Annotated in this window: 12 protein-coding genes and 2 pseudogenes; all 14 read left to right on the top strand. The window is 47.6% G+C overall.

Features of this window, described 5'->3' with window-relative positions; genetic code table 11:
- Positions 1-8: 8 nt before the first annotated feature.
- The 14 genes and pseudogenes from H9X84_RS08355 to H9X84_RS08410 all read left to right on the top strand — a co-directional run bounded on the left by H9X84_RS08355 (position 9) and on the right by H9X84_RS08410 (position 12,801).
- The gene (locus H9X84_RS08355; protein WP_207750549.1) at positions 9-743 is read left to right on the top strand and encodes a phosphoadenosine phosphosulfate reductase; all 735 of its coding nucleotides are present in this window, start codon (positions 9-11) and stop codon (positions 741-743) included.
- Positions 730-1,011, top strand: coding sequence for a DUF4315 family protein (locus H9X84_RS08360; RefSeq protein WP_205133825.1), 282 nt, complete (start codon positions 730-732; stop codon positions 1,009-1,011). Before H9X84_RS08355 ends, H9X84_RS08360 begins: the two co-directional genes overlap by 14 nt.
- On the top strand, positions 1,001-1,729 hold the full coding sequence (locus H9X84_RS08365) for a DUF4366 domain-containing protein (RefSeq protein WP_205133826.1): 729 nt from the start codon (positions 1,001-1,003) through the stop codon (positions 1,727-1,729). The genes H9X84_RS08360 and H9X84_RS08365 overlap by 11 nt, the downstream gene beginning before the upstream one ends.
- Complete coding sequence (locus H9X84_RS08370) at positions 1,726-3,828, top strand: type IA DNA topoisomerase (protein WP_205133827.1); 2,103 nt, start codon at positions 1,726-1,728, stop codon at positions 3,826-3,828. Before H9X84_RS08365 ends, H9X84_RS08370 begins: the two co-directional genes overlap by 4 nt.
- Positions 3,815-4,351, top strand: a complete 537-nt coding sequence (locus H9X84_RS08375) for a hypothetical protein (protein WP_243423662.1) — start codon at positions 3,815-3,817, stop codon at positions 4,349-4,351. Before H9X84_RS08370 ends, H9X84_RS08375 begins: the two co-directional genes overlap by 14 nt.
- A gap of 12 nt (positions 4,352-4,363) precedes the next feature.
- Positions 4,364-4,918: pseudogene (locus H9X84_RS13455) on the top strand (antirestriction protein ArdA); the annotation flags it as partial.
- Positions 4,919-5,401: 483 nt separating this feature from the next.
- A pseudogene (locus H9X84_RS13460) lies at positions 5,402-5,590 on the top strand (hypothetical protein); the annotation flags it as partial.
- 39 nt (positions 5,591-5,629) lie between these two features.
- Complete coding sequence (locus H9X84_RS13465) at positions 5,630-6,223, top strand: DUF3846 domain-containing protein (RefSeq protein WP_420314291.1); 594 nt, start codon at positions 5,630-5,632, stop codon at positions 6,221-6,223.
- The gene (locus H9X84_RS08385; protein ID WP_205133829.1) at positions 6,220-6,396 is read left to right on the top strand and encodes a hypothetical protein; all 177 of its coding nucleotides are present in this window, start codon (positions 6,220-6,222) and stop codon (positions 6,394-6,396) included. Before H9X84_RS13465 ends, H9X84_RS08385 begins: the two co-directional genes overlap by 4 nt.
- 421 nt (positions 6,397-6,817) lie before the next feature.
- Complete coding sequence (locus H9X84_RS08390) at positions 6,818-6,991, top strand: helix-turn-helix transcriptional regulator (protein ID WP_205133830.1); 174 nt, start codon at positions 6,818-6,820, stop codon at positions 6,989-6,991.
- A gap of 471 nt (positions 6,992-7,462) precedes the next feature.
- A complete protein-coding gene (locus H9X84_RS08395) occupies positions 7,463-8,788 on the top strand; it encodes a hypothetical protein (protein WP_205133831.1) in 1,326 nt (441 codons plus the stop codon).
- A 6-nt stretch (positions 8,789-8,794) separates the two neighbouring features.
- A complete protein-coding gene (locus H9X84_RS08400) occupies positions 8,795-10,429 on the top strand; it encodes an HD domain-containing protein (protein ID WP_205133832.1) in 1,635 nt (544 codons plus the stop codon).
- Positions 10,419-11,621, top strand: coding sequence for a DNA methyltransferase (locus H9X84_RS08405; protein ID WP_205133833.1), 1,203 nt, complete (start codon positions 10,419-10,421; stop codon positions 11,619-11,621). The genes H9X84_RS08400 and H9X84_RS08405 overlap by 11 nt, the downstream gene beginning before the upstream one ends.
- Before the next feature lie 4 nt (positions 11,622-11,625).
- The gene (locus H9X84_RS08410; protein WP_205133834.1) at positions 11,626-12,801 is read left to right on the top strand and encodes a dCTP deaminase domain-containing protein; all 1,176 of its coding nucleotides are present in this window, start codon (positions 11,626-11,628) and stop codon (positions 12,799-12,801) included.
- Positions 12,802-12,807: the final 6 nt, after the last annotated feature.

A 12,807-nucleotide genomic window follows, 5' to 3' on the forward strand; every position in this document is an offset into this window, starting at 1 on the left:
GCATCAATATGGTTTCCTACGGGGGCGGCGCCAACAGCACCGCCCTTCTGATTGGGCTGCACCATCACCGTATCCCGGTGGACCTGATCCTCTTTGCAGATACGGGGGCGGAGCATCCCCATACCTACGCCTATCTGGATGTGATGGATTCCTGGCTGAAGGACCACGGGATGCCGCCCATTACCAGAGTGTATAAGACCACCCGTGACGGAAAACGGCTGACACTGGAGGATGAATGTCTGCAAAGTTGCAGCCTACCATCCATTGCCTACGGCTTCAAGCGGTGTTCCCTGAAACACAAGATCGGGCCTCAGGAAAAGTTCTGCAATCATTACCCACCGTGTCAAAAGGCGTGGGCGGCGGGCAAACGGGTGGTCAAGTTCATTGGTTACGATGCGGGCGAGGGCTACCGCAGCGACAAGGTGCTGCTGAGAGACCTGGCTGACCGAAAATACAGCAAGTGGTATCCCCTGATGGAATGGGGATGGACGCGGGACGATTGCATCCGGCAGATCGAGGCGGCAGGGCTGCCCCAGCCGGGAAAATCGTCCTGTTTTTTCTGCCCCAGCATGAAACCCGACGAGATCACCGCCCTGCGGGAGCAGCATCCCGATTTGTTCCGCCGCGCCCTGGCGCTGGAGGACAACGCCCGGAAAAACCTGAAAACGGTCAAGGGCCTGGGGCGGAACTATTCCTGGAGAGAACGATTTGGAAAGGAGTTTTGCACACATGGCAACGGTTGAGAAAATCCGCAAGGACATTGAAAAGACGAAGGAGAAGATTTCCGCCCAGCAGAAGCGCCTTCGGGAGCTGGAGGCCCAGCTCACCGAGGAAGAAAACCTGGAGATCGTCCGCATGGTCAAGGCGGTGCGGATGGACAACAAGGAGTTGACCGCCTTCCTGAAGGCCTACGCCAGCGGCCTTATCACCCTGCCCGACGGGATGATGGAGGTGGAGGCGGCGCCGGACCCCGACGACGAGGATATGGAGGACAGCGACCATGAAGAATAAGAAAGTGATCCGGCTGTTTACGGCGATGTTGACGGTGGTTCTGTGCATGACCGCCTTCTCCGTCACCGCCTTTGCGGGTGGTGGGGATGGCGATTACTACACCGGGGAGTCCGCCGAGACGCCCCCGGAACCCACCGAGGAACCCGCCACCGGGGGCATGGAGCCGGAAGGCCAGCCCCTTACCCCGGAGGGCAACGCTACGCTGGTGGACGATTATTACGGTGACAAGCAGCTTATCACCGTGACCACGAAAGCGGGCAACTATTTTTACATCCTGATCGACCGGGCCAACGAGGACAAGGAGACCACCGTTCACTTCTTGAACCAGGTGGATGAAGCCGACCTGATGGCGTTGATGGAAGATGGACAGACGGAGGAAAAGCCCGCGGCTTGTATCTGCGCCGAGAAATGCCAGGCCGGTGCGGTGAATACTGCCTGTCCGATTTGCGCGGTGAATATGAGCGAGTGCGCCGGAAAAGCGCCGGAGGTGGAGCCGGAGCCTGAACCGGAGCCGGAGAAAGAGTCCGGCAGCGGCGGCGCCCTGGTGCTGATCCTGATGCTGGCAGCCCTGGGCGGCGGAGCCTTCGCCTATATCAAGTTCATCAAGCCCAAACAGGGCGCAAAGGTCAGCGCCGACCCGGACGATTATGAGTTCGAGGACGAGGAATACGAAAACGAGGATGTTCCTGAACAGGAAGAACAGGAGGACCAGAATTGAGCAAATTGGTGATCTGCGAAAAGCCGAGTGTAGCAAAGAGGATCGCGTCGGCCCTGGGTGTCACATCCAGGGCCGATGGCTATTTTGAAGGCAGTGGCTGGCTCATTTCCTGGTGCATCGGGCATCTGGTGGGGCTGGCAGACGCGGCCGTCTACGATGACCGCTACAAGAAGTGGCGGTATGAGGACCTTCCCATCCTGCCCGACCCCTTCCGCTATGTGGTGTCCGAGGAAAAGGCGGCCCAGTTCCACATTCTCCGCTCCCTGATGGAACGCCCAGATGTGACAGAGCTGGTCAACGCCTGCGACGCGGGGCGCGAAGGTGAATTGATCTTTCGGCTGGTCTATGAGGCCGCCGGATGTTCCAAGCCTTTCTCCCGTCTCTGGATTTCTTCGATGGAGGATGCGGCGATCCGGGAGGGCTTTGCCGACCTGCGCCCCGGCGCGAACTATGATTCTCTGTATCAATCGGCGCTTTGCCGCCAAAAGGCGGACTGGCTTATCGGCATCAATGCGAGCCGCCTGTTCTCCGTCCTCTACCACCGCACCCTGAATGTGGGGCGGGTGCAGACGCCCACCCTGGCGATGCTGGCCGACCGGGACAGCAAGATCGTCCTATTCCGCAAGGAGAAATACCATCATGTGCGGCTGGCGCTGGAGGGAGCCGAGGCGGTCAGCGACCGTATTGTTTCCCCGGAGGACGCCCAGGCCATCCGGGATACCTGTGACGGGCAGCGGGCCGTGTGTGTATCCCTGGTGCGGGAGAAAAAGACGGAGAAGCAGCCCAAGCTGTACGACCTGACCACCTTGCAGCGGGAGGCAAACCGGGTGTTCGGCTACACGGCCAAGCAAGCCCTGGACTACGCCCAATCCCTCTATGAAAAGAAGCTGCTGACCTATCCCCGCACGGACAGCCGGTATCTGACCGGTGACATGGCGGAGACCGCCTCCGTGGTCCTGCATCTGGCGGCACGAGTGGCGCCCTTCGACGCCTGCCCGGAGTTTTTCCCCGATGTTCTGGCGCTGGTGAATGACAAGGAGGTATCCGACCACCACGCCCTGATTCCCACCCTGGAGCTGGAAAAGGCGGATGTGCCTGCGCTGCCTGTAGGCGAGCGCAATATCCTTCTTCTGGTCTGCTGCAAGCTGCTGTGTGCGGCGGCGGAGCCTTTCGTGTATGAGGTGGTCACGGCCACCTTTGACTGCAGCGGCCACACTTTCACGGCAAAGGGAAAGCAGGTGCTTTCCCAGGGCTGGCGGGCCATCCGGGAGGTGTTCCGTTCTTCCCTGAAGGAGAAGCCGGAGGATGAAGATTCCGAGAGTGTCCTTCCGGCCTTGACCGAGGGGCAGGTCTTTGAGCCGGTCGCCGCCTCCGTCACCGAGCACTTCACTTCGCCTCCCAAGCCCTACACCGAGGACACCCTTCTGTCGGCTATGGAGAACGCGGGCAAAGAGGACATCCCGGAGGATGCGGAGCGGCGCGGCTTGGGCACCCCGGCGACCAGGGCGGCCATCATTGAAAAGCTGGTGTCCGGCGGATTCGTGGAGCGCAAGGGCAAGAACCTGATCCCCACAAAGGCAGGCGTCAACCTGGTCACGGTGCTGCCGGAACTGCTGACCTCTCCCAAACTCACGGCGGATTGGGAGCAGCGGTTGAACGAGGTGGCAAAGGGTCAGGCGTCGCCGGAGGACTTCATGGGCGGGATCGAGGCGATGGCGGCGGAGCTGGTGCGGAAATACTCCCACATTTCCGAGGATGGGCAAAAGCTGTTCCAGCCGGAGAAGGAGACGGTGGGCCTCTGCCCCCGCTGCGGCAAACCGATCTACGAGGGCAAAAAGAATTTTTACTGCTCTGACCGCTCCTGCCGCTTCGTGCTGTGGAAGGATGACCGCTTCTGGACCAGCCGTCGCAAGGAAATAACCCGGAAAATGGTGGCCGACCTTCTGAAAAAAGGCCGTACTTCCGTCAAGGGGATGTGGTCGGAGAAGAAAGGTTCCACCTATGACGCCGTGGTGATCCTGGACGATACCGGCGGCAAGTATATCAATTTCAAGCTGGAGTTTCCCAAACGAAAGGATGGTGTGCATGGCAAAAAATAAAGCTGAGGTCAACTTCATGGAGCATTTGAAACCGCTGCTCCCCGCTGGCGGTGACGCAAGCGATCTGGAGGCGGCGGCCCAGACGCTTGCCGGACTTTCCCCGGAGGACCGTGACCTCCTGGCCGCTGTCCAGGAGTCGCCCTATCGTCTGACCACCCTGGAGCAGTTCCGGGAGTTTCCCGCCAACACCGAGTATTTTGTCCTGGAGCCCAACATCCGCAAAGTGGAGGATGTGGGCTGGCGCTATCTGGCGCAGCATTTGGACGTCCTTCTGCCCCCGGAGCTGCTGGACGCCATTGATCCCGTTCCCTTCGGCAATCATGCCATGCAGGAGGAACAGGGCTGCTTCACCAGTAGAGGCTATCTCACCCTCTCCGGCGACGAGTGGGAGCATGAGCGCCCCAGGGAGAGACAGACAGAGAAAAAGCCCTCCATCAAGGAGCGGCTGGAGCAGAGCCGGAAGGAATGTGCCAATCAGAGCAAGGCGCAGCCCCATAGGGAAAAGCCTGCACCGGAGCGATAAGGAGGTGTCGCTATGCCCCATTATGACTATGACAAAGATTATCCCTTTGCTGCTTTCATCACCAACCTGGGCAAGTACAACGAGGGCGCCCTTGTGGGCGAATGGGTGAAGTTCCCCACCACGGCGGAGGAACTGAAAAAGGTCTTTGAGCGCATCGGGATCGGCGCGAAAGACGACTTCGGGCAGACCTATGAGGAATGGTTTATCACGGACTACGACTGCTATGTGGACGGCCTCTATGACCTGCTGGGTGAGTATGCCAACCTGGACGAGCTGAACTACCTGGCCTCCAAGCTGGACGATATGAGCCAGGATGAATACGAGCGGTTCCAGGCTGCCATGGAGATCGGCGATCACACGGGCAGCATCCAGGAGCTTATCAACCTGACGGAGAACCTGGACTGCTACGATGTTTACCCCGACATCCATGACCACGATGATCTGGGCCGGTATTACATCGAGGAACTGGACACTATGCAGGTGCCGGAGCATCTGCGCAATTACATCGACTATGAGGCATACGGACGGGACATCGCCCTGGAGGAAAGCGGTCAGTTCACCGACCTGGGCTATGTGCGGGACACCGGGGACAGCTTCCATGAGTATTACGATGGCGAGCGCGGCAGCATCCCGGAGGAATACCGGGTGATGACCTTCCAGGATGACATCCCCAAAGAAGAAATTTCGGAATGGGCTATGGACCTTGCCTACGATATGGACGAGTTTTTCCGGCAGCACGATCCGCAGTATGCCGCCGAGCACCCGGAGGAACACGCGGCGAAGGAAGAAATCTACGAAAATCTGATGGCCGGGCGTATCTCCGCCTTGGACGAGAAGCTGGCCGCCCTGGGACAGACCCAGGAGGACTATCTGCCTTCGGAGATCGAGAAGTTCAAGGACGCCACCGGCTATGAGGAATGTCTGGATGTGGCCCCCCAGGCAATCCGGGAGGCGATCGAAAACCCGGATCAGTCCCATGTGGACGAGATGTTGGCCTTTGCGGAACAGGCAAACCGGGAATATGAGGCGGAGTTGTACGGCCAGCAAGCGGCGCCCACCCCGGATGACCGGGAGACCGGCGAAACGGTGCGGACCCCCAGGGGCACCTTCCATGTGACGGATATGAGCCGGAAACAGATGGAGGCGGCCGGATACGGTTTCCACCACGAGTCCGAGGACGGGAAGTATCTCATCATGGCCAACGGAAGCCGCGCCTTCGCCATCCCCAGCGGAGCTGCCCCCGAACATACCGCGCCGGAGAAGCTGACCGTCCTGGTGGTGGAGCCCATGAAGGAGCCCTATGTGAAGGAGATCGCCCCCGGCCTCCATGCGCTGCAAGCGGAGGTGGGCGGCGACATTGCCGCCTCCTATCCCTTTGACGATCCGGTGGGGCTGGTGCTGAATGATGAAGGCAAGCTCATCGGTCTGGACCTGAACCGTTCCCTCCGGGACGAGCATGGCGAGATTTACGACATTGTGGCGGGCACCTTCCTGGTGGTGGGCCTGGGGCCGGAGAGTTTCGCGTCCCTGCCCCCGGACATGATCCAGAAGTACACTGAGCAATTCAAGCGGCCGGAGCTGTTCGCCAGCATCAACGGGCAGATCGTGTCCGTTCCCGTGGAGCCGGAAAACCCGCTGCGCACGGCGGAAATGACCCTGGAGGATGATTACGGCATGATCGACGGGATCATCAACAACGGCCGCCGTGGGGAGGAATTGGAGAAAGCCCAGGCCGAGGCGCGCAGGACCACGCCGGAGAAAAAGCCTTCCATCCGGGAGCGGCTGGAGGACGCAAAGCGGGAGTGTGGGTCGCGAAAAGGCCCGGACAAGCCCACCCCGCAGAAGAGGCCCCCGGAGCTGGGCGACTTATGAGCCGGAGCAAGAAATGGCGTCTGGAATGGGCGTTCTTCCTGGGCGAGAACGGCAGGCGCCAGTATAACAAACTCTGTAAGGGCTGCGTTCATCCCTGCAAGCAGAGTTTCCGGGCGGTGGTGGTGTCCTGTCCGCACTATCTTTCCCGCCGTTCCAAAAAGTGTGGGAATTAGAGTTCAAAATGGGCAAAGAAACCGCATGTAGCGGCTTTTCCGTGTAGGGGCAGTATGATTTCCCATGTGGAGTGGCAGAGCGTTTCTGCATAGGGAAAACGCCGGATTTTCATCTTTTATCAAGCAAAATGGGAGCGCCACCATCGGATCAAAGTTGTCCGACGGTGGCGCTTTCTTTTTTGGGATATAAACTTTTGAAAGGCAGTTTGTGAAGTATTTACTTTAAATTCAAACTAAGATGTGCATGTCAATTTATCAGTTGATCCTGTTAAATATAAGTTGTTTTCTTCTGTAGTGACCTTAAGTGGGAACCCAATTTTAGGCACGGTAGCACAAGAATACTTGACGTTTTTCTCTCAATTATGATACTCTATGATTAAAAATGAGGAAATATGAGGAACAGTATACAGAGGTGGTTTGAATGAACAGAGAATATATTACTCTTAACGAATTGGCCAAAAGTCTGAAAATCAGCAGGGCAACTATTGATCGCTGGCGAAAAGAGGGCATGCCTTATTACAAAATTGGTAATGGAGTTCGTTTTATAGAAGCAGAGGTCAATGAATGGATAACACTTTATAAATCTCAAAAATAACTTCGCTGGTACGAATGGAGATTATTATGGTGCATCTAAAATATTTATGGCTAATTTTGGTAAGGAGTACACGCAATTTATTACATAAATTGCCTACTATATTTTCTTATTTTTTTCTGGCATTTAGCGTTATATGCTGTTTGATAATTCTATTTCCTAGTTGCTTTAATAAGGTACCAGTGCTTTCATATTACATTATTGAGGAAGAGCTTCCCATAACCTACACATTGAATGGTGAAGTAAAAGTGCTCGATAAGGATGGAAATATAATTAATAAAAATATTGAAGTATTTGTCGGCGGGTATAGTACCTTTTTAGAATCAGAACATTTTAATCTAATATTTTCCGCCCCTACAACAGATGAAGTGTATGTTGTAATTCGGTATGAAGTAAATGGGAATATGGACGAATTCACTGAGTGTTTGGAAATTAAGAATAATAATCATTCAATCACAAAGGAGTTTATTATTTATGCCTGATATTTTTGAGTTTGGGATCATTGGAATGGGACCGGCTGGAATTGGAATGGCAATGAGTTTGTGCAGAACATCCATTAATAATATTAAGAATACAATATGCTTTGAGCGCGGGAGTTATCCCAGCGCAAAAATTTGTTCTGCTTTTTTGCAAAATGAATGCTGCCATTCCGATATATGTACTGTTATTTCTGGAATTGGTGGGGCTTCGACTTTGAGTAGTGGAAAGATCAGCAATTTCCCTGCTGGAAGTGGTTTAGTGGAATTTTTTGATTCGGAACAACAGTTAAAAGAATTACTTAATGAGATTATTTTGTTCTTATCCAACAAAATTGTTTTAAAAAAGGTGGAAATTGACAGCAAAATCAAAAAAGATGCGCAAGAATTTTATGAGCAGCGACATATTAAATATAAATATTACGATGTTTACGAGTTTGATGGGAAGGACTATAGAAATTTTATTCAAGATACCATCCAAGAACTTAAAGATCAAGGGCTGCACATATTTGATAATTCGGAAGTTATAGATGTCAATCGTGATCCCAGTGACTTATATTTTTGTGTCAAAGTTAAGACGCCTAATGGTGAGAGAGTGTTCTTGATTCGAAATTTGATACTAGCAACAGGAGCGCTTGATATTCAAGACAGGCTCATAGAAAAAATAATTGGATCAGTTAAAAATCAGTATGAAATAGGCGTTCGGATTGAAGCTCCAGCTAGTGCCTTTGGTAATATACTATCAACACATGGCGATTTAAAACTTAAATGTGGCTCTGGGCGAACATATTGTGTAACAGCTAACGGGAAAATAATTTCTTATCAAACTGGCGGAGCAATGTTCTTAGAAGGAAGCATGGAATCTTCCGAAACAACTGACTATACAAATTTGGCAGTTTTAGTAAAATGCAATGATGATAAGGAAATCTGCAATTTTTTCAAGCGATATTATGAGGATTTTTGTGGACTTCCAGTCAAGCAAAGATTAGTAGATTACATAAATGGTAAGATAAGCAATAATACAATAAATGCTACATTAACTTCCGCTGTTTATGGTGATATTAATACTCTATTTCCCACTTCTATTAACGATATGATCAAAGGGTTTATTGACGATGTTATAATAGGCGCGATGGGCATATCAAAAGATGTAGTAGTTGTTGTAGCTCCTGAATTAAAAATCTTAAGGAATTTGCAATTTAGTGAAAATTTTGAATTGGATAGAAATTTTTTTGTTATCGGGGCAGCAACAGGGAAATTTCGGGGCATACTTCAATCGTTTTGCTCAGGAGTAAGATGCGGACAATTATTAGGTAGGGAGTGAATTGGAATGTATATATGGGATGCACTTTACGGAAAAATCGAATTCAGTCCTTTGGTTTATAAGTGCATGCTATCTCCTGAAGTTCAGCGTCTTCGTGAAGTTAGGCTGTGCAATATTAATTCTCTTTGTATTACAGGGAGTTCAAATACAAATCGCTTTGAACATTCTGTAGGAACCGCATATCTTGCAGCACTCAATATTAATTCTAATCTACAGAAGCATTTGAAAATCAGTAAAAAAGAAAAAGAGACATTTATAATTGCGGCTCTACTACATGATGTAGCAAACGGCCCATTTGGTCATTCTTACGAATATATTATGGAGAAAAAGGGGTTTGTTCCAGAACAGGGATTAGGGGATGTGTTTACAGATGTAGCTTCTTTAGGTAAAGGTGCACATAAAAATATTTCTCCCTTTGAAACGATTTTCTTTGGAAAACTTCGAGCTTTAACTTCCATACTCAATACGGAACAAAAAGAAGCGATTTCACAAATAATTGCCGGGAACCATCCTTTAAGCAAATTAATAAGTGATTCTATAGATCTCGATAACATTGATAATGTGTTTAGGATGGCCTATCACATGGGGCTTAACTTTAGGAAAGAAGCCCCGGTAAAACTTGCCGAGTCGATGTTTATAGAAAATAATTGTATAGTCTTTTTGCAGGAAGCTAAGACATATCTTGAAGAGTGGTATACTATAAGAGAGAAAGTTTATAAGTTTTTATTATTAAATCCTCAAGAATTTGCAGGAAAATACATGCTTACGGAAGCAATGGATATATTGTTTGAGTGTATATCTCAAGGCAAGGCAGAAGGCCGCGATATAAAATGGAACTATACTGATTATCAGTTAATGGAGGAATTGAACCAGCTCAAAGAAACCTGGCTCAAGCGTAAAACATTACTCCTCGAAAATATTGATACTGGAGTAGTAAATAAAATCAGAGAAACAGAACCTGAGGATAGTCAAAGGCTTTTATTGGAGGATTATCTTGAAAGTCTAATATTATCAGTGCCAATTAAAGAAAAAGGGAAAACTGGTCAAAGCAATAAGATAGCATTGAGCCCTAATTTTTCTTATAAGTTTGAGGAAAATGGTGCAGTTACAATAGAGAATCGGAATATGACCTTTGAGATTAGCGAAAGCAAGTTATATAAAGTGGTCAATATTCGTTACAATTCATCGCAGATCATTTCAAGACTTATGACGGGAGATTTATATCAATGTTTGATGATCCTTGAAACTCAGGATATTAGTAAATACGGTGCCTTTCTGGAATACTCAAAGCGCATAGCTATTGAAGATGAGTTGGAGGCTAGAGTCAGAACAAGCAAAGATTTTTCGCGTTTAAACATTGGACTTCACCCCATACTCGATGTAAACAAGACTGAAAGACAACTCAAAGTAACATTTAAAGGTGTAAACGCCCCTGTTGTTATTGGGAATATGGCATCAAAAAAGTTACTAATTGGTGTCTTTATAAAAAATGAGCCTTATGGCTTAAGGCATGCAAAATTCTCGCTGGGGAAAAATCAAAATAAGCTCATTGACATTGTAACAGAATACTTCGCCTCTTATTTTGAAAATGGTGCGAAGGTCGTTCCATTGTATGAGGAGGCTGATAGATATGGACAATAGTGAAATTAAGAAGAGATTAAATAGTATAAATTGGAATTTTGATTTTACAATCGACTATGGAGGCGATGCCCTCCACCCTTTTAATTGTCGTAGATACTATTCTTATCCTGCAACTTTTATTCCAGAAATACCTTATGCGATGATTGAAATATTGTCTCAAAAAGGGGATGTTGTTTTAGACCCGTTTGGAGGAATTGGAACCACATTTATACAGTCTTTATCTTTAGAGCGGATACCATATTCTTGTGATATTAATCCAGTTGCTACAAATGTATGCAAAACTTTGTATATGTTATTTGATCCTTCTATTAATAAGGAGATAATAAGGGAGCAACTGTTGCAGTTGTGCGAAGGGTACGATGAGACAAAGGACTATACAACAGGCCTTTCAACGCAACGAAAAGAATTGAGCGGTTGGTTTGAAAAAAGTACATTCAATGAAATATCTTTCTTATTTTACAAATTTGATCATCTGCAAGATAAAGTTGTTCAAAATGTGATGAAATTGATTTTATCCAGCATTCTTGTAACACTTTCCAGTCAAAATAAGGGGTGGGCCTACATAGCAGATAATGTAAAGCCCAAAAAAGACGAATTAAGAGAAAAACCTGTGTTTGATCAATACGCAATTTCCACGAAAAATTTGATGAATGATGTTATTGACCATGCGCATCGCTTACCAAGCAGTTTTGTAGCATTTTATTCTAAAATTTCCCATGAACCTCGTATTTTCGAGAACTCTCTCGTTAATACTCCTATAGAATCAGAAACTGTAGATTTGGTAATTACATCTCCACCATATCCTCGAATGATTGACTATGTTAAGTCTCAGCGACTCTCTTTTAATTTTTTTAATGAAAATTTTGCGGATTATGTTGGAAGAGAAACAGGAGCTAGATACAGAAGAAGTCGCCGAGATTGCTTGACTAGTTATGAACAAGACATCTGTCAAATTAATAAAAAAATCTCTGATGTACTAAAGCCTGGTGGTTATTTCTGTGTTGTTCTTCCTGATTATGATGCAAAAGACCTCCGAAAGAATGTTATTGACAGAATTGTTGAAGATTACACCAAGCTTGGGATGGATAAAGTGTTTGAGGTTGGCAGATATATTCCAAGTCATAAGCGAACCCTAAGCATACAATGGGCTACGCTTGTAAATGAACGAATATATATTTTCCAGAAAGGGTGAGACAATGCCTTTTGAGAGTGTAATCATTACCGGAACTTCTTGTGCGGGGAAAAGTACAATCGCCCAAAAGCTGTGTAATGAAGTTGGTATTTGTTTTGAACAAGTAAAAGCTATTACAACTAGGGATAGACGCCAGGATGACTTAAACTATGAATATGTAAGTAACGAAGAATTTGATCAACTGCTTGCAGGCCAAAATCTGCTGGTGAATAGTACATATCGCGGGAAAAAATATGGCATTAAAAAAGAAGAGTATAACAAGTTACTAAGGCAAAACAAAATCCCACTTCTTATAATCACTCCAGTTTCTGCTGCAGAACTTTTAGCAGAGAATCAAGAAAAATACATGAGTATTTTTCTTGATTCCCAAGACGACATATTACTTGATCGTTTAATTGAACGATCAAGTAATACGCCTGATAAAAAAACTAAAAAATCGTTTTTTGAGCAAAATGAAATAGACCGCAGGTATCAAGATAAAGCTCACTACATTGTCAACAATATCGACCTAGAATCAACAGTTAGTTTGATTACTTTATTGTGGAAATACCAGAATTGTGGAGGTGCGTTATCTCAAAAGATAATCACCTCCATGATTAAATGCGGAATGCTTCTAAGAAATGCCGATCCCAAAATGGTAAAGGGTGCGTCATATGACTTGCGCCTAGGCGATGAGTATTACTATGATGGTAAAATACAAAAATTATCGGACAAAAAACCATTTTTGACTATAGAACCATACGACTATGCAGTTGTTTCTTGCATGGAAACCGCATGGATGCCTAGAGATATTATTGCTAAATTTGGATTGACAGTAGGATTATTTTGCCAAGGAGTAATCCTTTCTAACGGGCCACAGATTGATCCGGGATTTCGTGGCACACTATTTTGTTTGCTGTTCAACACTTCCAATCGCGCTGTTCACCTGAAACGAGGAAAACACTATGCTACAATAGAATTTAATAAGCTAATAGGATACGCTGGACCATATGAAGGAAAATATCAAGGTAAAACACATATTATTGACTATATTCCTGAAAATGCGTTGCATGGGGCAATTAATGAACTAAAAAAAGAAGTAGAACAATTAAAAACAGAAAGTCGCATTATGCAAAATATATATTTGGGAGTAGTCGCATTAATGTTTGCGATCATATCCATTTTACTAGTCATCAAATAAATTTAC

The organism is Anaerotignum lactatifermentans (assembly GCF_016902535.1).
GTDB lineage: Bacteria > Bacillota > Clostridia > Lachnospirales > Anaerotignaceae > Anaerotignum > Anaerotignum lactatifermentans_A.